This is a genomic window from Actinoplanes siamensis (assembly GCF_016862395.1).
Classification (GTDB): Bacteria; Actinomycetota; Actinomycetes; order Mycobacteriales; family Micromonosporaceae; genus Actinoplanes; species Actinoplanes siamensis.
In genome coordinates, this window is record NZ_BOMW01000028.1 from 85,131 (window position 1) to 106,354 (window position 21,224).

The window sequence follows — 21,224 nt, forward strand, 5'->3', positions numbered from 1 at the left end:
CCTCGGCCCGGAACGTCAGATGGTGAATCATGCGGCCTGCCCGGCGTGTTTCTCCCGATACATCACGACTTTCTCCCGATACATCGCGACGTCGGCCTCAGGCGACGCCCGCTCCGGCTCGACGATGTCGGTGCGCACAAGCCTCCATCGGCAGGCCGGGCGAAGACATGAGGAAGGCCGGTCGCGGGCGTGACCGGCCTTCCTGCTCCTCGTCCGGGTTACCGGGTCAGAACCTGAACGCGCCGACGAGCGCCCGGAGTTCCTCCGCGGTCCGGGAGACCTCCTCACTGGCCTCACGGGTTTGGTTGACGCCGCTGACGGTGACGCCGCTGGCGGCCGAGACGTCGTTGATGTTCGCGGCGATCCGGTTCGAGCCGGCCGCCACCTCGGCGATGCTGCGGCTCATCTCGCCGGTGGTGGCGGTCTGCTCCTCGACCGCCGAGGCGATGGTGGTCTGGAAGTCGTTGATCTGGGCGATCACCTCGGAGATCCGGTTGATCACCTCAACCGCGCCGCCGGTGTCCTGCTGGATGGCGTTGACCCGGGCGCCGATGTCCTCGGTGGCGCGGGCGGTCTCCTGGGCCAGGTCCTTGACCTCGCTGGCGACCACGGCGAAGCCCTTGCCGGCGTCGCCGGCCCGGGCGGCCTCGATGGTGGCGTTCAGGGCGAGCAGGTTGGTCTGCTCGGCGATGCTGGTGATCAGCTTGATCACGTTCCCGATCTCGGCGGACGAGTCACCGAGCCGGCGGATGCTCTCGGTGGCGCGGGCCGCCTCGGCGACCGCGACCGAGGCAACCTGGGCGGCCTCGGCGGCGTTGCGGGAGATCTCCCGGATCGACAGGCCCATCTCCTCGGAGCCGGCCGCGACGGTCTGCACGTTGCGGGAGATCTCGTCGGCCTCGGTCGCGGCGGACGAGCTCTGCCGGTCGGTGTTGTCCACCGCTGCGGCGATCTCGCCCGAGACGGCGGCGAGCTCGGTGGATGCGGTGGCCAGGGCGTCGGAGTCCTTGGCGATGGTGTTCATCGACCCGCGCAGCTTGTCCAGCGTGCGGTCCAGGCCCTGGGCCATGGCGCCCAACTCGTCGCGGCTGGTGATGCCGCTGCGCTCGGTGAGGTCGCCCTTGTCCAGCGCGTCGATGACCTTGCCGATCTTACGGATCGGGCCGAGGATCGACCTGACCAGCGGGACCGCCATGCCGATCAGCAAGGCGAACCCGATCAGCGCCACGACGATCGCGGTCCACCGGGTCGACGTGACAGTGCTTCCCATCGCGGCCTGCTCGGCCTCTACCAGCTTGGTCACTTCCTCGGTGAGCGCGTCGAGATCCCCGTCGGTCTTGGCGTTCTTCTCACCGATCTCGCTGGTCCGGCCGCGCACCGAGGAGGGATCCTTGACGCCGGCCGCGACGAAGTCCGTGATGAAGGTGTTGAAGTCGTCGAAATCACCCTGGTATTCGTCGAGCTTCTCGACGATGGCGGACGGCAGGCCGCAGTTGCGGATGGCGGCCGTCGCGTCGGCCGAGGACTGCACGTCGTCGGCGATGTCCTGGGTGACGTCGTCGCCGAGCCCCGCCCGGTAGCCGTCGACCTTCAGCTCGCTCTGCCGGTTGTTCAGGTGGTTCAACGCCGCCAGGCCGCACTGGAGCTGGTTGACCTTCAGGCCCTGCCGCGCCAACCGCTCCTGGCCGACCATCGTGATCGCGCCCATGCCGCCCAGGGCCAGCGAGCCGGTGGCCACGATGATGCCCAGCCGTCTGGCTGTGCCGATGTTCTCCAGACCGAGCATCTTCCCCCCAAGATTGTCCGACTGCACACACTGTCGACAGCGCGGCAGGCCAACTGAGGGAGAACCACGGCCTTCGCGCGGTTTTGCTCGGTTTCCTTCCGGTTGCGGGCGCTATGCTCTGATCGCTACCGGTGGATCTTCGAGCGCCAGTCCGCCGGGACGGCCCCCGCCGGGCCCGGCGTCGGCTGGTCCTCCGGGCGGCTGCGCGCCGGGGCCAGCTCCGGCCCGTCCAGGACCTCGTTCGTGTCGTAGTTCCAGAACCAGTCCTCGCCCGGCTCGAACGACTGGATCACCGGGTGGCCGGTGGCCCGGAAGTGCGCGGTGGCGTGCCGCGCCGGCGAGGTGTCGCAGCAGCCGATGTGCCCGCACTGCGCGCACCGGCGCAGGTGGACCCACCACCCGTGGGACTCGAGGCACTCCACGCAACCGGTGCCGGACGGCGGGACATCTGGCCGGATCGACGCGCTCACGCCGTGGAACCTACCGCACCCCGGCGGCATGGTCCCGGTCGTATTCCGCCCGAGCCGCCCGGACCTGGCCGATCTCGCCCTCCAGCAGATCGATCAGCTCCTTCAGCTTGGCGGCGGCACGTGCGCCGAGCGGGGTCAGGCTGTACTCCACCCGGGGCGGGATGGTGGCCTGCACCTCGCGCCGGACCAGGCCGTCGCGCTCCAGCGCCTGCAGGGTCTGGGCCAGCATCTTCTCGCTGACGCCGTCGACCCGGCGGCGCAGCGCGTTGAAGCGGTAGCTGCCGTCGTGCAGCGCGGCCAGGGCCAGACCGCCCCACTTGCCGGTGACATTTGTCAGAACACCCCGGGAGGCGCAGTCCCGGGCGAAGACGCTGGGGATCAGGTCGTCGGCGGGATCACTCATGACAGTGAGAATACCCAGCTCCGCAGCACTTCCCCGAGTGACGACGCACACTCCTGGTTGGTACTTTCTAATAGTTAGTGCATTCTCGGATGCAGCACTCGACGTCGAACCTCAAGGAGTTCGCCATGACCACCATCGCTGTCACCGGCGCCACCGGACACCTCGGCCGCCTCGTCGTGCAGGCCCTGCTCGACCGGGGTGTCGAGCCCGGCTCGATCGTCGCCGCGGTGCGCAGCCCGGAGAAGGCGGCCGGCCTGCTCGCCCACGGGGTGCAGGCGCGCGAGGCCGACTTCGACCGGCCGGAGACCCTGGCGTCCGCGTTCGCCGGCGTCGACAGGCTGCTGCTGGTCTCCACCAGCTCGCCGGGCAGTCGGCTCACCCAGCACGTCGCGGCGATCGACGCGGCCAAGGCGGCGGGCGTCGGCTTCGTGGCGTACACCAGCATCCTGCGGGCCGACACCACACCTGTCGCGCTGGCCGCCGACCACAAGGCCACCGAGGAGCACCTGGCGGCGTCCGGGCTGGCCCACTCGTTCCTGCGCAACGGCTGGTACATCGAGAATTACACCGCGCAGATCCCCACGGTGAAGGCGACCGGGTCGTTCCTGGGCAGCGCGGGCGAGGGCCGGATCGCCGGCGCGACGCGGCTGGACTACGCCGAGGCGGCGGCCGCGGTGCTGACCGCAGCGGCGCCGAAGACGGTGTACGAGCTGGGCGGCGACCAGCCGTTCACGATGGCCGAGCTGGCCGCCGAGGTGGGCCGGCAACTGGGCGCCGAGATCTCCTACACCGACGTCCCGGCCGAGAAGCTGGTCGAGATCCTGGCCGGCGCGGGCGTCCCGCAGGGCTTCGCCGAGATCCTCGCCGACACCGACGTCCAGATCCGCGAGAACGGCGCCCTCGACAACCCGGGCCCCGACCTGCGCGACCTGATCGGCCGCCCGACCACCCCGCTCGCCACCGCGGTAGCCGAGGCACTGAAAGCCTGATCCACCCGCTCCGACCGCCGTAGTAGTTTGGGAACGGTCGTCCTACCCAGGAGGGAAGATCGATGAGTGACAGGCCCCGCAAGCAGCCTGGACCCGACCACCCCATCACCGTCACGCCGACCGGCGAACGGGTGGTGGTGACGGTCGCCGGCAAGGTGGTGGCGGACACACAGAACGCGCTGAGCCTGCGCGAGGCGACGTATCCGGCGGTGCAGTACGTGCCGCTCGCCGACGTCGACCGGTCGCTGCTGGAGCGCACCGGCACGCAGACCTACTGCCCGTACAAGGGTGAGGCCGGCTACTACACGATCAACGTCGACGGGCAGCGCGCCGTCGACGCGATCTGGGAGTACGCGGACCCCTACGACGCGGTCGCGGAGATCAAGGACCACGTCGCCTTCTACCCGGACCGGGTGGAGAGCATCCGGATCGGCTGATCACCCACGCAACGCGCCGCGGACCGCCGCCAGTTGGTGGCGGTCCGCCTCGTACGGCGTGTACAGCGAGATGCGGTCGATCGTCGTACCGAATCGGGCCGTCAAGCGATCGGCGACGGTAACCGGGTCGCCGGACACCGCGAACGTGTCCAGCACCTCGTCGGTGATCTCCGCGCCCATGGCGGCCCAGTCCTGTCGCCGGGACAGCAGGTTCAGCCGGTCGGCCAGCTCGCCCCAGCCGTGCATGTCGAGAACCGGGCGGTAGGCCGGCGTCGACGCGTAGAACGCGATCTGCCGGCGCACCGCCTGTTCGGCCTCGGCGCGCCGCGCCTCGTCCGTGCCGAGCACCACCATCGCGGACAGGCTGAGGGTGAAGCCGTCCAGCGAGCCGCCGCGCGCGTCGCGCAGCGCCGGGACGATCCTTTCCCCGAGGTACGCGACGCTGGTGAGCGGGTGCACGAGAAGCCCGTCGGCGACCCGGCCGGCGGCAGCCGTCATCCGCTCCCCCACCGCGGCCAGCTCCACCGGCGGGTTGCCGTGCGGGTTCGGGCCCGGGTCGAAGAACTCGCTCATCAGCGTGTGCTTGTAGAACTCGCCGCGGAACAACAGCCGCTCGCCGGTGGCCCAGGCGTGCCAGATCGCCCGCAGCGCCGCGACGAACTCCTCCATCCGCGCCGCCGGCCGGCTCCACGGCATCGAGAAACGGCGCTCGATGTGCGGCTTGACCTGTGAGCCGAGGCCGAGCCGGAACCGCCCCTCGGAGATCAGCCGCAGGTCGTTGGCGAGCACCGCCACGGTCATCGGATTGCGCGCGAAGGCCACCGCGATCCCGGACTGCAGCGAGATCCGCCGGGTGGCCCGCGCCGCCAGGGTCAGCGTGGTGAAGACGTCGTGTCTGGTCTCCGCCGCGCCGAAACCGTCGTAGCCGCCCTCCTCGGCGGCGACCGCCGCGGCCTCGACCTCGGCGGGGGACGCGGACACGGGTGCGGTGAAGTCGACGAGCACCCCCCAGTGATAGCAGGTCAGGAAACCGCGGCGCGGATCGCCCGGGCCATCACCTCGGTGGTCGCCGCGCGCAGCAGGTCGAGGTCCACCTCCTCGGTCACCTCGCCGGTGGCCAGGGCGACCACGGCGTCCCCGTCGTGGCGCGAGTGCGCCGGGTGCAGGGCGCGGGCGAAACCGGTGTGGCCGCTCTGGGCGAGCAGGTGGCAGTCGGTCTTGGTGAGCCGCGCGTCGGTGAGGACCACGGCGATCGTGGTGTTCTCCCGGCCGAACCCGGCGACCGGCCGTTCCACCGGGCCGCCGCCGAACAGCGGCCGGCCCTGCTCGCCGAGGACGTCGCCCCACGCGTTCACCACGGCCAGGGCGGTGACCAGGGCCGGTCCGACCCGGCCGTCGGCGCGGCCCAGGCCGCCCGGGTCGGAGCGGCCGCGCCAGCGGCCGGTCCGGGCGCCGGCGCCGGCCCCGGCGGACCCGGTGCGGAACTCCTCGCCGTCCAGCGCCGCCAGCGCGGCCGCCCGGCCGGACCCGGCGGACGGCGGGATGCCCGCCACCGACCCGTCGAAGATCGACATGCCGACCACGATCGGGACCGGGCCCAGCGCCGTGGGGAAGCCCAGGCCACGCTCGCGCAGCACCTGCATCACACCGTCCACGGCGGCCAGGCCGAACGCCGAGCCGCCGGAGAGCACCACGGCGTCCACCCGGTCGACCAGGCGGGTGGGATGCAGCAGGTCGAACTCGCGGGTGGCCGGGGCGCCGCCGCGCACCTCGCCGGAGCCCACCGTGCCGGGCGGCGGGAGGATCACCGTCACGCCGGTGCCGTCGCCGGTCCAGTTGCCGAGCCGCATGGGACCAGCCTAGTGAACGGACCGCACGGTCCCGTGGGACGCCGGAGACTGCCGGGAACAGCGGGAACCGGCGGACGGATGTTGCCGCGGCGGGCGGCCGGAAAGCCGCCGGGCCGGGCGGCGGCTTCGTACCGTAATCCTGGAAGTTGACACCAGCCGCCTGGTTGCCCGGGGGATCCTGATGAGCGCGACGACCCTGACCGAGCCGCCCCCGCGGCGCGCCTTCTTCGCCGACCTCGGCGTGGGCTACAAGATCAGCGCGGTCGTCGCGGTCGGCGTCCTGGTGTCGGTGATCGCCGGCGTCCTGGCCACCCGCGCCCTGAGCCGGTCGGCCAACTCCGCGCAGGAGCTCTACCGGTCGAACCTGGCCAGCGAGTCGGCGCTGGCCGAGCTGGAGACCCTCTCCGTGAGCACCCGCAACAACCTGGTGAACCTGCTGATCTCGCAGTCGGCCGCCGACGACGCCAAGTACGAGCAGCGCGTCCGGGACGACTTCACCGGCTTCGACACCGCGCTGGACCGATACCGCGCGGCCGAGCCGGCCGGCGATCCGGACACCATCGCGGCCCTGGAGTCCAATTGGAACACGTACCGGAACGTCGTGGAGAGCACCCAGATCCCCAACGCCCTGGCCAAGCGCGTCACGGCGTACGTCCAGGTGCGCGACACCCAGACGTCCCCGATCATCGACAAGGTCAACGCCGGCTTCGCGGAGCTGGGGCAGGCCGAGACGAAGGACGCCGAGGCGGCCGCCGCCGACGCCGAATCCACCTACCGCACCAGCCGCAACATGATCATCACGGTCCAGGTGGTCGGCGGCCTGCTCGCCATCCTCATCGGCGGCCTGGTGATCCGCGGCGTCGTCGGCGCGCTCACCCGGGTCAAGCAGGTGTGTGCCGCCCTGGCCACCGGCGACCTGACCCACCACACCGGCCTGACCAGCAACGACGAGACCGGGCAGGCGGGCCGTGCGCTGGACAGCGCGCTGGTGAACCTGCGCGACACGATCGCCACCATCGACCAGTCGGCCACGTCGCTGGCCGGCGCCGCCGGTGAGGTCAACGAGGTGGCCACCGAGATCGCCGGGTCCGCCGAGCGCACCACCAGCCAGGCGCAGACCGTGTCGGCCGCCGCCGAACAGATCTCCCGCAGCGTGGACACCGTCTCCGCAGGCAGCGAGGAGATGGGCGCGTCGATCCGGGAGATCTCGCAGAACGCGTCCGAGGCGGCCCAGGTCGCCACGTCCGCCGTGGGCCTGGCGTCGCGCACCTCGGCCACGATGAACCAGCTCGGCGAGTCGTCCAGCGAGATCGGCGACGTGATCAGGACGATCACCTCGATCGCCGAGCAGACCAACCTGCTGGCCCTGAACGCGACGATCGAGGCGGCGCGTGCCGGCGAGGCGGGCAAGGGCTTCGCGGTGGTCGCCAGCGAGGTGAAGGACCTCGCCCAGGAGACCGCGCGGGCCACCGAGGACATCTCCAAGCGGGTCGAGGCGATCCAGGCGGACACCGCCGGCGCGGTCGGCGCCATCGAGGAGATCACCCGGGTGATCGCGCGGATCAGCGACTTCCAGACCACCATCGCGTCCGCTGTGGAGGAGCAGACCGCGACCACGGCCGAGATGAACCGCAGCGTCAGCGAGGCCGCCGCGGGGACCGGCGACATCGCGCAGAACATCACCGGGGTGGCCGAGGCGGCGCGCTCGACGAGCGAAGGGGTGGAGCGTTCCCAGCAGACCACCGCCGAGCTGGCCCGGATGTCGGCCGAGTTGACCTCGCTGGTGAGCCGGTTCCGCTACTGACAGGTCGAGTCGGCTCGGCGGGCCGACCTCGGGGGCGCCGGGTCCGCCGGGCTGGGCCTCGAGAGCGCCGGGCCCGGCCCCGGCAGGCTCGGCGCGGCCGCGACGGGCTTGGCGGAAGGGGCGGTGGGCCGCGGCGTACGCTGGCCTTCATGCCCGAACCGCGTACGGTGCGCATCGGCACCCGCAACAGTCCGATGGCGCTCGCCCAGGTCGACCGTGTCCGGAACATGCTGGCCGCCCGGCACCCGGACGTGCGGGCCGAGGTGCGGTCGATGACCACCAGCGGCGACCGGTGGCAGGGTGACCTGTCGCAGCTCGGCGGCAAGGGCGCGTTCACCAAGGAGGTCGACGCCGCGCTGCTGGCCGGTGAGGTGGACCTGGTCGTGCACTGTGTCAAGGACGTGCCCGGCGACCGGCCCGCGCCGGCCGGCACGGTGATGGCCGCCTACCTGCCCCGCGACGACGTCCGGGACGCCTGGATCCACCCGGGTGGCGTCGCGATCGGCCAGGCCCCGGCCGGGACGGTGGTCGGCACCTCCGCGGTGCGCCGGATCGCGCAGATCGCCCTGCACTGGCCGCACCTGGTGATCCGGCCGATCCGCGGCAACGCCAACCGCCGGCTGGCGAAACTCGACGCCGGGGAGTACGACGCGCTGCTGCTGGCCGTCTCCGGCCTGGACCGCATCGGCGAACCCGGCCGGATCACCCATCCGCTGGACGTCGACACGATGGTCCCGGCGGTCGGCGCCGGCACGCTGGTGTTGCAGTGCCGCGAGGACGACAACGCGGTCCGCGACCTGGCGGCGAGCCTCGGCGACACCCGGGCCTGGGCGGAGACCACCGCCGAGCGCACCATGCTGCACATCCTGCAGGGCTCCTGCCACTCCCCGATCGCCGCGCTGGCACGCACCGAGCCGGACGGCCGGATCGGCCTGCGAGCCCGGGTGATCTCCCCGGACGGCAAGACGGTCGCCGACGCGCACGAGTGGGAGCGCGACCCGGTCCTGCTCGGCACGGCGGTCGCGGTATCCCTGATGCGCCAGGGCGCCCGCGAGATCCTGGCCGCCGCCGAGGCCGCGGCCGCCTGACGGCTGCCCACCGGTCGGCGTGCCGCACAGCAGCCGGGCGGCACGCGCAGCCTCGCCGCCGGCCGCGAAATCGCGTGTCCTGGTCGGACGCCGGCAGGCTACTGTGTCTTTGGTGGGTATCTCCGCGCACCTGGCACGACTGCGGGCGATGATCGGCCACGAGCTGGTCCTGCTGCCGTCGGTGTCGGTCATCGTCGTCGACGAGCAGGCACGGCTCCTGTTGGTGCGGCATGCGGGCCACCGGGACGGGTGGGCGGTCCCGGGCGGCGCCGTCGACATCGGCGAATCGCCGGCGCGGGCTGCCGTGCGGGAGATCCAGGAGGAGACCGGCCTCCGGATCGGCTCGCCCCGGCTGCTGGATGTGCTCGGTGGCGCCGACTACGAGGTGACCTATCCCAACGGCGACCGGGTCGCCTACGTCACCGCCGTCTACCAGGCAGGTGTCGCCGGTGGGAGACCCGTCCCCGACCAGGAGGAGATCAGCGAGCTGGGCTGGTTCAGCCCGGCGCAGCTCCCCGGCGCCGACCTCAACCGATTCAGCCGGGCACTGCTACGGGCGACGGGCCACCTCGCCGGCTGAGGCCGGGCAATGGTCGAGGTCACCGGACACGCCACCGGAAGCCCGGCGCCGCCACGGGCCTCGCCGGCTGAAGCCGGGCGGGTTGTCCACGCGAATCCGGCTCCCTGGCCGGTGAGCCACGTAGCGCGGAACGGACCTCGCCCATCGTTGCCTGACGGCGCGCCGGGCCGCCCGCGACGACACCTGACCTCCCGCCCGTGTCCCCCGCGGAAAGAAAGCGTCAGGAGAACTGCGGGATGACCTCTTCGGCGAACGCCAGCAGCGGCTCGTGCTCGTACGCCACCCGCGGAATGTAGATGATCACGTAGTCCGCCCCGGCGGCCGCGATCTTCTCCAGCTTCTCCCGGATCTGCGCGCTGCTCTCCCCCGGCTCCAGGGACAGCCCCGTCGACTTGACGATCCGGCCGTAGTCGGTCCCCTGCTCGTCGCAGTGCTTGCGCAGCACGGCCAGCTTCTGCCGGATCAGCTCGGGGTCGCCGCCGCCCACGTTGCAGCCGTCCGCGTACTTCGCGACCAGCTTCAGCGTCACCTTCTCGCCACCGCCGCCGAGCCACAGGTCCGGCTTGCGGCCGCCGGCGCCCTTCGGCTCGTTGATCGGCCCGTCGATCCGGTAGTGCCGCCCCTGGAAGACCGGCCTCTCCTCGGTCCACATCCGGTGCACGATCTCCACGGCCTCGCGGAACGCGCGCATCCGTTCCGGCACGTCGGCCCACTCGTAGCCGTACGCCTTCCACTCGTGCTCGTACCACCCGGCGCCGAGCCCGGCCAGCAGCCGCCCGTGGCTGGCCACGTCCACAGTCGACGCGATCTTGGCGAACAGCGCCGGGTGCCGGTACCCGTTGCAGCCCACCATCTGACCGATCTTGACCCGGCTGGTGTCCCGCGCGAGCGTCGAGCTCACCGTCCACGCCTCGAACGTGGTGTTGATCGTCGGCTCCGGCACGGTGTGGAAGTGGTCGTACACCCACACCGAGTCCCACGGCCCGGCGTCGGCCAGCTTGGCCACGGCGGTCATCGCCTCGTACTGCTCCACCGGGTCGTCGATCTCGACCAGGTCCATCCGCCAGCCCTGCGGCACGAAAAGCCCGAACTTGATGCTCATCCCCCCAACCTATCCACTGATCACCGCCGAGCCGCGCACCCTCACGACACACCGCCAGCGCCCCGCCGCACCCTCCCGCCGGCATCGGCGTGTGCCTGGCGACACCGTCAGGCACCCCCAGCTGCCGGCCGCGCGCTTCCGGCTGGCGCCGGTGGGTGTCTCCGGCCACCCCTTGTGGGCCGGCTGGGCTCTTCGGCCGGGAGTCAGTGGCGGGGTGGGCGGGCTCGGGTGTCCAGGGGCGGGGCCACACCGGGGATGACACCGGCTCGGTGATCATGAGGTGCGTCACCTCTGGTTCAGTGAACGGCCATGGCCGCTTCCGTACGTGCCTCTCTGCAGCGCTGCAACCCACGACCCGTCGCTGACCTGCGTGCTCTTTCTCCTCGGCGGCGAAACGGGAGCCCTCTCCGTAACTTTCGGCAACGGCACCGGAAGCGCTCCCACGGCAAAACCGCAGCCCGCGCTTAACCGGTTAACAGAAATCGGTCACTTTCCAGCGTATTGAACTCGTGGGTAGCCATGGCATGATTTCGGTGCCGGGCCCGGAAGTTGCAGACATTGCGCCCCGGCGGTAAGGAGCGCGTCCCCATGGCAGTCGGCAAGCAGCGGGTCACCATCGCCGCCATCGCGGACGCCGCCGGTGTCTCCGTGCCTACCGTCTCCCGCGTGCTCAACGGGCGCTCGGACGTGTCCCCGCAGACCCGGGAGCTCATCGAGCGGCTGCTCCGCGAGCACGACTACCGGCCTCGCAACTCTCGGCACTCGGGACGAGCCCGGCTGATCGACCTGGTCTTCAACGACCTGGACAGCCCGTGGGCCTTGGAGCTGGTGCGCGGTGTGGAGGACGTGACCCACGCGGCAGGCGTCGGGACCGTGGTGTCCCAGGTGCACCGGCGCACCACAGCCACCCGCCAGTGGCTGCAGAACCTGCGGGCCCGCGCCTCGGACGGGGTGGTCTTCGTGACCTCCGACGTGGCCGAGCCGGTGCACAGCGAGCTGCACCGGCTCCGCGTGCCGGTGGTGATCATCGACCCGGCCGGCGGGGCGGCGACCGACGTGCCGACGATCGGGGCGACCAACTGGTCGGGCGGGCGCACGGCCACCGACCACCTGATCAGTCTCGGACATCGGCGCATCGGGTTCATCGCCGGGCCGAAGGATCTGCTGTGCAGCCGCGCGCGGCTCGACGGGTTCCGCGCGGCGATGGAGGCGGCAGGTGTTCCGGTCGACCCGTGCCTGCTGGAGCAGGGCGACTTCCGCAACGAGTCGGGTTTCCTGGCCGGCAGCCGGCTGCTCGACCAGCCCGACCGGCCGACCGCGATCTTCGCGTCCAGCGACCAGATGGCGCTCGGGGTCTACGAGGCGGCCCGCCGCCGTGGCCTGCGGGTGCCCGACGACCTGAGCGTGATCGGCTTCGACGACCTGCCGGACGCGTGCTGGTCCTCGCCGCCGTTGACCACGATCCGCCAGCCGCTGGCCGAGATGGGCGCGCTCGCCGCGCGGACGATCCTGCGCCTGTCGCGCGGCGAGACCATCGAGACCCCGCGGGTGGAGCTGGTCACCAAGCTGATCGTGCGGGAAAGCACGAAGTCACTCGCCGAGACGGCCGGCTGACATCCGCCCGGCTCCGCCACCGGCGCCGCCGGCGGCTCACCGCGATCTCGGCGCAACGGCAGCCCACTCCCCCGGGATCGCGGCAAGAGGGGCACCTCCCGCAGCAAGGCAGCGAGGAAACAGCAGGCCGGTGACGAGCAGAGCCGGGGAGGCGCGGCCCGAGCAACACGCGAGGCGCGCGGCACGCGGAATGGGCGACACGCGAGGCGGTGACGCGCCAGTGCGGCACGGGCAAGAGCGCGACGGGCAAGGGCGCGACGCGCCAGTGCGGTGACCCCCGGGGGTCACCGCACTGGACAGCGCGACGTCGCCTACTTGCCGAAACCGGCCGTCAGACCGCTGAGCATCTGCCGCCGCCCGAGCACGTACAGCGTCAGGATCGGCAGCGTCGTCAGGACGACAGAAGCCAGCACCGCCGGGATGTTGATGTTGTACTGACCCTGGAACGCGGTCAGCGCCAGCGGCAGCACCCGCCGCTCCGGGCTCTGCGTCAGGATCAGCGGCAGCAGGAAGCCGTTCCACACCTGCAGGCCCTGGTAGATCGTGACGGTGACCAGCGCCGGCCGGGTCAGCGGCAGCGCCAGCCGCCACAGCGTGCCCCACTCGGTCGCCCCGTCCATCCGCATCGACTCGAAGAGCTCCTTCGGGATGTCCCGGATGAAGTTGGACAGCACGAGCACCGACAGCGGAATGGCGAACGCGATCGAGGGCAGGATGATCGCGCCCAGCGTGTCGTACATCTGCAGCTTGATGATGATCAGGTAAACCGGAATGATCACCGCCTGCAGCGGGATCGCCAACCCCATCAGGAAGACCGCGTTGACGGTACGCAGGAAGCGGCTCACCGCGCTGCCCCGCACGATCGCGTACGCCGCCATGAACGACACCAGGATCGCCGGGGCGACCGCGCCGACCGTGACGATCACACTGTTGAAGAAGTACCGGACGAAGTGGTTCTCCAGGACGAACCGGTAGTTCTCCAGGGTGGGCTTCGCGGGCGGGACGAGCGGGTTGGTGGAGAAGTAGTCGGCCTGCAGCTTGAAGCTGGTGATCACGATCCAGTAGATCGGGACCAGCACCACCACCAGCCAGATCCAGCCGGCCAGGCCGCCGAGCCAGTTGTACTGCAGGAACTTGGGACGCCGGCCGGTGGCCGGGGGCGCCGCGTGAGCCGCCCGCCCGGTCTGCCGGTTGTCGAGCACGGTGGCCATCTCAGATTCCCTCCAGCTGGCTTTCGGCCGCGTCCCGGCCGCCGAGCCGGCGCACCAGCAGGGCCAGGCCCAGTCCGAGCAGGACCAGGATCACCGCGATGACACTGGCCGGGCCCATCAGGGCGGACCGGAAACCGCGCTGGTACATGTCGACCGCGAGGGCCCGGGTGGCGTCGCCGGGACCGCCGGCGGTGAGCACCCAGATCAGGTCGAAGAAGGTCAGCGAGCCGACCACCATCAGCGTCGACGATGTGATGATCGTGTACTTCAGCTGCGGCAGCGTGATGCTGAAGAACTTGCGGACCCGGCCCGCGCCGTCGATCTCCGCGGCCTCGTACATCGAGGTCGGGATCTGCCGGACGCCACCTTGGTAGATCAGCGAGTGGAACGGGATCCACTGCCAGGACACCACGAAGATCACCACGCCGACGGCGAGCTTGCTCTCGCCGAGCCAGTCCTGCTGGAGGAAGCCCCAGCCGAGACCGGCGCCGAGCCCGAAGTTCGGGTCCAGCAGCATCTTGTAGGTGATCGCGATGGCCGCCTGGCTGAGCAGCAGCGGGATGAAGAACAGGACCGCGAGCACGCCGCGGTAGCGCTTGTGCGCCGCGATGAAGACCCCGATCAGGATCGAGAGCGGGGTCTGCGCCAACCAGGACAACGCCATGATCAGGAAGGTGATCCAGAGCGCGTGCGGCAGCCCCGGGTCGGACAGCACGCTCTTCCAGCTGTCCAGCCCGGTGAACGGGATGTCCTGGGTGAGGCCGCTCCACGACGAGAAGCTCAGCACCAGCACACCGAAGAGCGGGATGATCCCGAAGATCGTGAACGCGACCAGTGCCGGCCACGCCATCCAGGAGACGGAGCCGCTCCGCGCGCCGCTGGACGCGGCGGGCGGAGCGGACCGCACTGCGGGCGGTGCAATCGTCATTTGCCGATGACCGCGTTCATGTTGGTGGCGAACTGCTGCGGGCTGATCTGCAGCTGGAACAGCTTGGAGATGTTGTCCAGCAGCGTCTCGGCAGCGGTCGGGCTCAGCGCCTGGTCCCAGGACTGGGCGAAGTTGCCGGCCTTGCTCGACACGTCGTAGATGAAGTTGAGGAAGTCCTTGTCCGGCGAGGACGCCAGCTTGGCGTTCGAGCCCTGGACGATCGGCACGCCGCCGGACTCGATCCAGCCCTGCTGCTCGGTGTCGTCGAGCAGGCTGGCGAAGAACTTCTTCGCGGTCTCCTTCTGCTTCTCGGAGGCCTTCGAGTAGATCGACAGGTACTGGCCGGCGTTGCCGACGGTGTTGCTCGGGTCGCCCTTGCCGCCGTCGACGGCCGGGAAGTTGAAGTAGCCGAGCTTGCCGTCCTTGATGAAGTTGCCGCCGTCGGCCTTGATGATGCCGTACGACCAGCTGCCGTGCAGTTCCATCGCGGCCTTGCCGCGGTAGAGCAGCGCCTGGTCGGCGTTCGAGTCGGCGGTGACCGAGGAGAAGCCCTTGACGAAGCCCTTGGCGTTGATCAGCTCCTGGATCTTGGTGAGGCCCTCGATGGCGGCCGGGTTGCTCCAGGCGTCCTTCTGGCCGTCGTAGGCGTTGTTGAACACCTCGGGGCCGCCGATCCGGTCGAAGAGGAACTCCAGCCACATCATGTTGGTCCACCGCGACTGCCCGGCCAGCGAGAAGGGCGCGACGCCCTTGTCGTTGAACTTGGGCAGGATGCTCATCAGCTCGGACCAGGTCTGCGGCGGGTTCTGCACGCCGCACTTCTCGAAGACTTCCTTGTTGTACAGCATGATGATCGGCTGCACGGTCTCGGCCGGCATCGCGTAGATCTTGCCGTCGACCGTGGCCGGGCCGAAGGACGACTTGAACAGCCGGTCCTTGACCGCGGCGTTCTGTGCGAACCAGTCGGTCAGGTCGTCGACCTGTCCGTTCTGGACGTAGCTCTTGAGACCGCCGCCGCCCCAACCCCAGATGATGGTCGGGGCTTGGCCGGCGCCGAGCGCGGTCTTCAGCTTGTCCTTGTACGTGTCGTTCTGGAAGGTGGTGACCTTCACCTGGTTGCCGGAGCCGGCCTTGTTGAACCGGTCCACCGCGCCCTGCCGGATCGGCTCGCCGGGCGGGCCGCTGAGGAACCAGTAGCTGGCGGCGTCAGCACCGCCGGAGCCGCCGCCGGAGGTGTCCGCCGGGCCCGAGTTGCCGCAGGCGGCGAGACCGGTGGCCGCGGCCGCACCCGCGGAGAGACTCAGAAAATTCCTGCGCTTCACGCTTTTCTCCGTACTCGAAGCTAGCCACGGCAGGCCGCGGCGGGTGATATTCGATGGCGACGGCGGTCACCGAGTTCCGGAACTTTCGAGTGACAGCCGCAAATTAACGCGAGGTTTCGTTAACGTAGGGTTTCGCTGTGACGGGTGTCAAGGCCCTTGCCGTAACCGTGCCTGGAGCGCGAGAGTAGGCACCGTCGGCGACCCTTCCCGGTGCGCCGGCGCGCATCTCAAGGCACCCGAAAGTTTCGGGAACCCCTCGGAGGAAACGTTGACCACAGAACAGGTGACCCAGCCGTGGCGCGACCCGGCGCTGCCCGTCGCCGACCGCGTCGAGGCGCTGCTCGCCGAGATGACCCTCGAGGAGAAGGTCGCGCAGCTGGGCAGCCGCTGGGTCGGCAACGACATGGGCGACGCCGGGCACGAGGAGGGCTACGACCCGGACGAGCAGCACAACGTGGCCCCCATGCAGGACGTCTTCGCGGCCGGCGGGACGGTCCCGCTCGAGGACGCGGCACGGCACGGCCTCGGCCATCTCACCCGGGTGTACGGCAGCGTCCCGCTCACCCCGGCCGAGGGCGCCGCCGAGCTCATCCGCCAGCAGCGCGTGGTGATGTCCTCCCGGCTCGGTGTCCCGGCGCTGGTCCACGAGGAGTGCCTGACCGGTTTCACGGCGCTCGGCGCGACCGTCTACCCGGCCGCGATCGCCTGGGGCGCCACGTTCGACCCGGAGCTGATCGAGCGGATGGCCACCGCGATCGGCCGGGACATGGCCGCGCTCGGCGTGCACCAGGGCCTGTCCCCGGTGCTCGACGTGGTCCGCGACTACCGGTGGGGACGCGTCGAGGAGACCATCGGCGAGGATCCGTACCTGGTGTCGATGGTCGGTTCGGCGTACGTCCGCGGCCTGCAGAACGGCGGGGTGATCGCCACCCTCAAGCACTTCGCGGGGTACTCCGCCTCGCGCGGCGCGCGCAACCACGGCCCGGTGCCGATGGGCCGCCGTGAGCTGATCGACCTGATCCTGCCGCCGTTCGAGACAGCGGTCCGGCTCGGCGGCGCCCGCTCGGTGATGAACTCCTACTCCGATGTCGACGGTGTGCCGGCCGGCGCCGACTCCTGGCTGCTCACCGAGGTGCTGCGGGACGAGTGGGGCTTCACCGGCACGGTCGTCTCGGACTACTGGGCGATCCCGTTCCTGGCGCTGATGCACGGCGTCGCCGAGGACAACACCGACGCCGGCGCGCAGGCCCTGGCCGCCGGCATCGACGTGGAGCTGCCGGACACCATCGGGTACGGCGCCGGCCTGGTCGAGCGGGTCCGCCGCGGCGAGGTGCCGGAGGAGCACGTCGACCGGGCCGCCCGCCGCCTGCTCACCCAGAAGGCCGAGCTGGGCCTGCTCGACCCGGGCTGGACGCCGGAGGCCTCGGTGAGCGCCGCCGGGCACACCGACCTGAACGCGCCGGAGAACCAGCAGATCGCGACCGACCTGGCGGAGCGCTCGATCGTGCTGCTGGAGCAGGGCAGCGCGCTGCCGGTCACCGAGCCGTTGCGGATCGCCGCGATCGGCCCGTGCGCCGACGACGCCCGCACCTTCCTCGGCTGCTACGCGTTCCCCAACCACGTGCTGCCCCGCTATCCGCAGCTCGGTCTCGGGCTGGAGATCCCGACCGCGCTGGACGGCCTGCGCGCCGAGTTCCCGGCCGGCGACATCGTCCACGCCAAGGGCTGCGAGGTCAGCGGTGACGACCGGTCCGGTTTCGCCGAGGCGGTCGAAGCGGCCCGCGGCGCCGACCTGGCGGTGGTGTTCGTCGGCGACCTGGCCGGTCTGTTCGGCAAGGGCACCTCCGGCGAGGGCTGCGACGCCGAGGACCTGCGGCTGCCGGGCGTGCAGCCGGAGCTGATCGAGGAGCTGCTGGCCACCGGCACGCCGCTGGTCGTGGTCGTGGTCTCCGGCCGGCCGTACGCGCTCGGCGACCTGGAGGGCCGGGTGGAAGGGCTGGTGCAGGCCTTCATGCCCGGTCAGGCCGGCGGCGCCGCGATCGCCGGTGTGCTCAGCGGCCGGGTCCAGCCCACCGGCAAGCTGCCGGTGCAGATCCCCCGGCACCCGGGCGGGCAGCCGGGCACCTACCTGCAGCCGATCCTGGGCGCCACGCACAGCGGGGTCAGCAACCTGGACCCGACGCCGCTCTACCCGTTCGGCCACGGCCGGTCGTACACCACGTTCGAGGTGGACGACCTGCGGCTGGACACGGAGACCGCGCCCACCGACGGCGAGTTCACCGCTACCGTGCGGGTGCGCAACACCGGCGAGCGCGACGGCGCCGAGGTGGTGCAGCTCTACCTCTGCGACCCGGTCGCCCAGGTCACCCGCCCGGTCCGGCAGCTGACCGGTTTCCAGCGCGTCGAGCTGGCCGCCGGCGCCGCCGCCGAGGTGACGTTCCGGGTACACACCGACCGGGCCGCGTTCGCCGGCCGGGACCTGCGCCGCGTGGTGGAGCCGGGCGAGCTGCGGGTGCTCGCCGGCACCTCGGCCGGGGACCTGCCGCTGCAGGCCACCGTCCGGCTGACCGGACCGGCCCGCCCGGCCGGCGCGGACCGCCGGCTCACCACCCCCGCGCAGGTCCGGCCGATCCAGGGCTGACCCGCCGGGGCCCGGTCCCCGGTCCATCGACGACGAGCTGCTGGACGCGCCCGCCCGGCAGCTCGTCGTCGTGGCGGGCGGAGGACGGCCGGACGAACGCCGGAAACCCGGGCCGCGTCCGTGCGACGGTGGGGACGGCAACCGGCCACGACGCGGCCGGAACGCACACCTCGCCGAACACGGAAAAATGCCTGTGCCCCCTTGTTCGCCACGGAATCAGCGGAAAAGATGGGGCAGCATTCGCTGATCCCCTTACCTGGAGGCCGGATGACCGCCAAGCAGACCCTGCACAATTTCATCGGCGGCGCCGCGGTCGCGCCGGCCGGGGGACGGTATTCCGACCTCGTCGACCCGGCCACCGGCGAGGTCTTCGCCTCCGCCCCGGTCTCCGGCCCCGAGGACGTCGACCGCGCCATGTCGGCGGCCGCCACCGCGTTCGAGGGCTGGCGCGACACCACCCCGGCCGACCGGCAGCGGGCGCTGCTGAAGTTCGCCGACGCGGTCGAGGCGCGGGCCGGCGAGCTGGTCGCCGCCGAGTCGCGAAACACCGGCAAGCCGCTCGGCCTGACCGCCAGCGAGGAGCTGCCGCCCGCCGTCGACCAGCTCCGGTTCTTCGCCGGCGCGGCCCGCCTGCTCGAAGGCCGCTCCGCCGGGCAGTACCTGAACGGTTTCGAGAGCTACGTGCGCCGCGAGCCGGTCGGCGTCTGCGCGCAGGTCACCCCGTGGAACTACCCGCTGATGATGGCGGTCTGGAAGATCGCGCCGGCGCTGGCCGCGGGCAACACCGTGGTGCTCAAGCCGTCCGACACCACACCTGTCACGTCGGTCCTGCTGGCCGAGATCGCCGCCGAGTTCTTCCCGGCCGGCGTGTTCAACGTGGTCCTCGGCGACCGGGACACCGGCCGCGCGCTGGTCGAGCACCGGACGCCGCAGATGGTGTCGATCACCGGCTCGGTGCGCGCCGGCATGGAGGTGGCCGGCAGCGCCGCGGCCGATCTCAAGCGCACCCACCTGGAGCTGGGCGGCAAGGCCCCGGTCGTGGTCTTCGAGGACGCCGACGTCGCCGCGGCCGCCGCCGACATCGCGGTCGGCGGCTACTTCAACGCCGGCCAGGACTGCACCGCCGCCACCCGGGTGCTGGTCGCCCCGGCGATCTACGCCGACTTCGTGGCCGCCCTCGCCGAGCAGGCCAGAAACACCAGGACCGGGCAGCCGGACGACGAGGACGTGCTCTACGGCCCGGTCAACAACGCGGGCCAGCTGGCCCGGGTGACCGGCTTCATCGACCGCCTGCCCGACCACGCCACGATCGAGGCGGGTGGCGCCCGGGTCGGCGACCGCGGCTTCTTCTTCTCACCGACCGTCGTGGCCGGACTCCGCCAGCAGGACGAGATCATCCAGAACGAGGTGTTCGGACCGGTCATCACGGTGCAGCGGTTCACCGACGAGGACGAGGCGGTCCGCCTGGCCAACGGCGTCGACTACGCCCTCGCCTCCAGCGTCTGGACCAGGGACCACGGCCGTGCCATGCGGATGACGCAACGGCTCGACTTCGGCTGCGTCTGGGTGAACTGCCACATCCCGCTGGTCGCCGAGATGCCGCACGGCGGCTTCAAGCACTCCGGGCACGGCAAGGACCTCTCGGTGTACGGCCTGGAGGACTACACCCGGATCAAGCACGTCATGCACAACGTAGGGGCCTGAGCCGTGTCACATTCGGCTGACCTGCACAAACGCCGCCTCGCCGCGGTCGCGCGCGGGGTCGGCTCGACCATCTCGTCGTACGTCGCGCAGGCCGGCGGCGGCACGCTCACCGACGTCGACGGCCGGGAGTGGATCGACTTCGCGTCCGGCATCGCGGTCACCAACGTCGGCAACGCCGCGCCGAAGGTGGTCGAGGCGGTCCGCGCGCAGGTCGAGCGGTTCACCCACACCTGCTTCATGGTCGCGCCGTACGAGTCCTACGTGGCGGTCTGCGAGCAGCTGATCGAGTTGACCCCGGGCTCGTACGAGAAGCGGGCCGCGCTGTTCAACTCCGGCGCCGAGGCGGTGGAGAACGCCGTCAAGATCGCGCGGCACGCCACCGGCCGGCAGGCGGTCGTGGTGTTCGACCACGCGTACCACGGCCGGACCAACCTGACCATGGCGCTGACCGCGAAGAACATGCCGTACAAGCACCGGTTCGGCCCGTTCGCGCCGGAGGTCTACCGCGCGCCGATGTCGTACCCGCTGCGCGACGGCGGGCTGGACGGCGCCGAAGCGGCCCGCCGGGCGATCGACGTGATCGAGAAGCAGGTCGGCGCCGGCAACGTGGCGGCCGTGCTGATCGAGCCGATCCAGGGTGAGGGCGGCTTCGTCGTACCGGCGCCGGGTTTCCTGCCGGCGCTCGCCGCCTGGGCGGCCGAGGCCGGCGCGGTCTTCATCGCCGACGAGATCCAGACCGGTTTCTGCCGGACCGGGCAGTGGTTCGCGTCGGAGCACGAGAACCTCACGCCGGACCTGATCACCACGGCCAAGGGGATGGGCGGCGGCCTGCCGATCGCGGGCGTCGTGGGCCGCGCCGAGCTGATGGACGCCGTGCACGCGGGCGGCCTGGGCGGCACCTACGGCGGCAACCCGGTGGCCTGTGCCGCCGCGCTGGCAGCCGTCGAGACCATGCGCGAGCTGGACCTGGCCTCGGCCGCGCGGCGCATCGAGTCGATCCTGGTCCCCGCCCTGGTCGCGATCAACGATCAAGATCAAGGGATTGCGGAGGTACGCGGCCGGGGCGCGATGATCGCGATCGAGCTCGTGACGCCCGGTGGCAACGAGCCCGACCCGCTGCGCACGGCAGCCGTGTCCAAGGCCTGTCACGACGCCGGCCTGCTCACGCTGACCTGCGGAACCTACGGCAACGTGCTCCGTTTCCTGCCACCTTTGGTGATTCCCGACGCGGACCTCCACCGCGGGCTGGACATTCTGCGCGAAGCTCTCCGGAACTAGCTCAAGCGTGTGCTCCC

General features: G+C 71.2%; 18 protein-coding genes. 9 read left to right on the forward strand and 9 right to left on the reverse strand.

Annotated elements, in window-relative coordinates:
- Window positions 1-226: 226 nt before the first annotated feature.
- From Asi03nite_RS15725 to Asi03nite_RS15735, 3 genes are all read right to left on the reverse strand, one after another.
- Window positions 227-1,786 carry a methyl-accepting chemotaxis protein gene (locus tag Asi03nite_RS15725; RefSeq protein ID WP_203680472.1) on the reverse strand — a complete coding sequence of 520 codons (1,560 nt, stop codon included), beginning with the start codon at window positions 1,784-1,786 and terminating at the stop codon, window positions 227-229.
- A gap of 125 nt (window positions 1,787-1,911) precedes the next feature.
- Window positions 1,912-2,256 carry a UBP-type zinc finger domain-containing protein gene (locus Asi03nite_RS15730; protein WP_239102713.1) on the reverse strand — a complete coding sequence of 115 codons (345 nt, stop codon included), beginning with the start codon at window positions 2,254-2,256 and terminating at the stop codon, window positions 1,912-1,914.
- A 10-nt stretch (window positions 2,257-2,266) separates the two neighbouring features.
- A complete protein-coding gene (locus tag Asi03nite_RS15735; RefSeq protein ID WP_203680476.1) occupies window positions 2,267-2,659 on the reverse strand; it encodes a winged helix-turn-helix transcriptional regulator in 393 nt (130 codons plus the stop codon).
- Window positions 2,660-2,784: 125 nt separating this feature from the next.
- On the opposite strand from Asi03nite_RS15735, the gene Asi03nite_RS15740 reads away from it, so the two are divergent.
- Both Asi03nite_RS15740 and Asi03nite_RS15745 read left to right on the forward strand, forming a co-directional pair.
- Entirely contained in the window at window positions 2,785-3,648 is an 864-nt protein-coding gene (locus tag Asi03nite_RS15740; protein WP_203680477.1) for an SDR family oxidoreductase, read from the forward strand.
- Window positions 3,649-3,710: 62 nt separating this feature from the next.
- Window positions 3,711-4,085, forward strand: coding sequence for a DUF427 domain-containing protein (locus Asi03nite_RS15745; protein ID WP_203680478.1), 375 nt, complete (start codon window positions 3,711-3,713; stop codon window positions 4,083-4,085).
- On the opposite strand, the gene Asi03nite_RS15750 is transcribed toward Asi03nite_RS15745, so the two are convergent.
- Both Asi03nite_RS15750 and Asi03nite_RS15755 read right to left on the reverse strand, forming a co-directional pair.
- Window positions 4,086-5,090: a TIGR03617 family F420-dependent LLM class oxidoreductase gene (locus Asi03nite_RS15750; protein ID WP_203680479.1), complete on the reverse strand. Its 1,005-nt coding sequence runs from the start codon at window positions 5,088-5,090 to the stop codon at window positions 4,086-4,088. It lies immediately after the preceding gene.
- Window positions 5,091-5,107: 17 nt separating this feature from the next.
- The gene (locus tag Asi03nite_RS15755) at window positions 5,108-5,935 is read right to left on the reverse strand and encodes a P1 family peptidase (RefSeq protein WP_203680480.1); all 828 of its coding nucleotides are present in this window, start codon (window positions 5,933-5,935) and stop codon (window positions 5,108-5,110) included.
- 181 nt (window positions 5,936-6,116) lie between these two features.
- On the opposite strand from Asi03nite_RS15755, the gene Asi03nite_RS15760 reads away from it, so the two are divergent.
- The 3 genes from Asi03nite_RS15760 to Asi03nite_RS15770 all read left to right on the forward strand — a co-directional run bounded on the left by Asi03nite_RS15760 (window position 6,117) and on the right by Asi03nite_RS15770 (window position 9,407).
- Window positions 6,117-7,739 carry a methyl-accepting chemotaxis protein gene (locus Asi03nite_RS15760; protein WP_203680481.1) on the forward strand — a complete coding sequence of 541 codons (1,623 nt, stop codon included), beginning with the start codon at window positions 6,117-6,119 and terminating at the stop codon, window positions 7,737-7,739.
- A gap of 149 nt (window positions 7,740-7,888) precedes the next feature.
- Entirely contained in the window at window positions 7,889-8,827 is a 939-nt protein-coding gene (gene hemC, locus Asi03nite_RS15765) for a hydroxymethylbilane synthase (RefSeq protein WP_203680482.1), read from the forward strand.
- 112 nt (window positions 8,828-8,939) lie between these two features.
- The gene (locus tag Asi03nite_RS15770; RefSeq protein WP_203680483.1) at window positions 8,940-9,407 is read left to right on the forward strand and encodes an NUDIX domain-containing protein; all 468 of its coding nucleotides are present in this window, start codon (window positions 8,940-8,942) and stop codon (window positions 9,405-9,407) included.
- A 220-nt stretch (window positions 9,408-9,627) separates the two neighbouring features.
- Here the strand turns inward: Asi03nite_RS15770 and Asi03nite_RS15775 are convergent, their stop codons facing one another.
- Entirely contained in the window at window positions 9,628-10,509 is an 882-nt protein-coding gene (locus tag Asi03nite_RS15775; protein ID WP_203680485.1) for an LLM class F420-dependent oxidoreductase, read from the reverse strand.
- A gap of 588 nt (window positions 10,510-11,097) precedes the next feature.
- On the opposite strand from Asi03nite_RS15775, the gene Asi03nite_RS15780 reads away from it, so the two are divergent.
- Window positions 11,098-12,123: a LacI family DNA-binding transcriptional regulator gene (locus tag Asi03nite_RS15780; RefSeq protein ID WP_203680487.1), complete on the forward strand. Its 1,026-nt coding sequence runs from the start codon at window positions 11,098-11,100 to the stop codon at window positions 12,121-12,123.
- Between the two features lie 311 nt (window positions 12,124-12,434).
- On the opposite strand, the gene Asi03nite_RS15785 is transcribed toward Asi03nite_RS15780, so the two are convergent.
- From Asi03nite_RS15785 to Asi03nite_RS15795, 3 genes are all read right to left on the reverse strand, one after another.
- Window positions 12,435-13,334 carry a carbohydrate ABC transporter permease gene (locus tag Asi03nite_RS15785; RefSeq protein ID WP_203680489.1) on the reverse strand — a complete coding sequence of 300 codons (900 nt, stop codon included), beginning with the start codon at window positions 13,332-13,334 and terminating at the stop codon, window positions 12,435-12,437.
- A gap of 1 nt (window position 13,335) precedes the next feature.
- Window positions 13,336-14,184, reverse strand: coding sequence for a carbohydrate ABC transporter permease (locus Asi03nite_RS15790; RefSeq protein WP_239102714.1), 849 nt, complete (start codon window positions 14,182-14,184; stop codon window positions 13,336-13,338).
- A 74-nt stretch (window positions 14,185-14,258) separates the two neighbouring features.
- Window positions 14,259-15,584 carry an extracellular solute-binding protein gene (locus tag Asi03nite_RS15795; protein WP_239102715.1) on the reverse strand — a complete coding sequence of 442 codons (1,326 nt, stop codon included), beginning with the start codon at window positions 15,582-15,584 and terminating at the stop codon, window positions 14,259-14,261.
- A gap of 268 nt (window positions 15,585-15,852) precedes the next feature.
- On the opposite strand from Asi03nite_RS15795, the gene Asi03nite_RS15800 reads away from it, so the two are divergent.
- The 3 genes from Asi03nite_RS15800 (at window position 15,853) to gabT (ending at window position 21,207) form a co-directional block, all read left to right on the forward strand.
- Complete coding sequence (locus tag Asi03nite_RS15800; protein WP_307834013.1) at window positions 15,853-18,225, forward strand: glycoside hydrolase family 3 N-terminal domain-containing protein; 2,373 nt, start codon at window positions 15,853-15,855, stop codon at window positions 18,223-18,225.
- 267 nt (window positions 18,226-18,492) lie between these two features.
- Window positions 18,493-19,929: a gamma-aminobutyraldehyde dehydrogenase gene (locus tag Asi03nite_RS15805; RefSeq protein ID WP_203680493.1), complete on the forward strand. Its 1,437-nt coding sequence runs from the start codon at window positions 18,493-18,495 to the stop codon at window positions 19,927-19,929.
- 3 nt (window positions 19,930-19,932) lie between these two features.
- On the forward strand, window positions 19,933-21,207 hold the full coding sequence (gene gabT, locus Asi03nite_RS15810; RefSeq protein ID WP_203680495.1) for a 4-aminobutyrate--2-oxoglutarate transaminase: 1,275 nt from the start codon (window positions 19,933-19,935) through the stop codon (window positions 21,205-21,207).
- Window positions 21,208-21,224 lie beyond the last annotated feature (17 nt).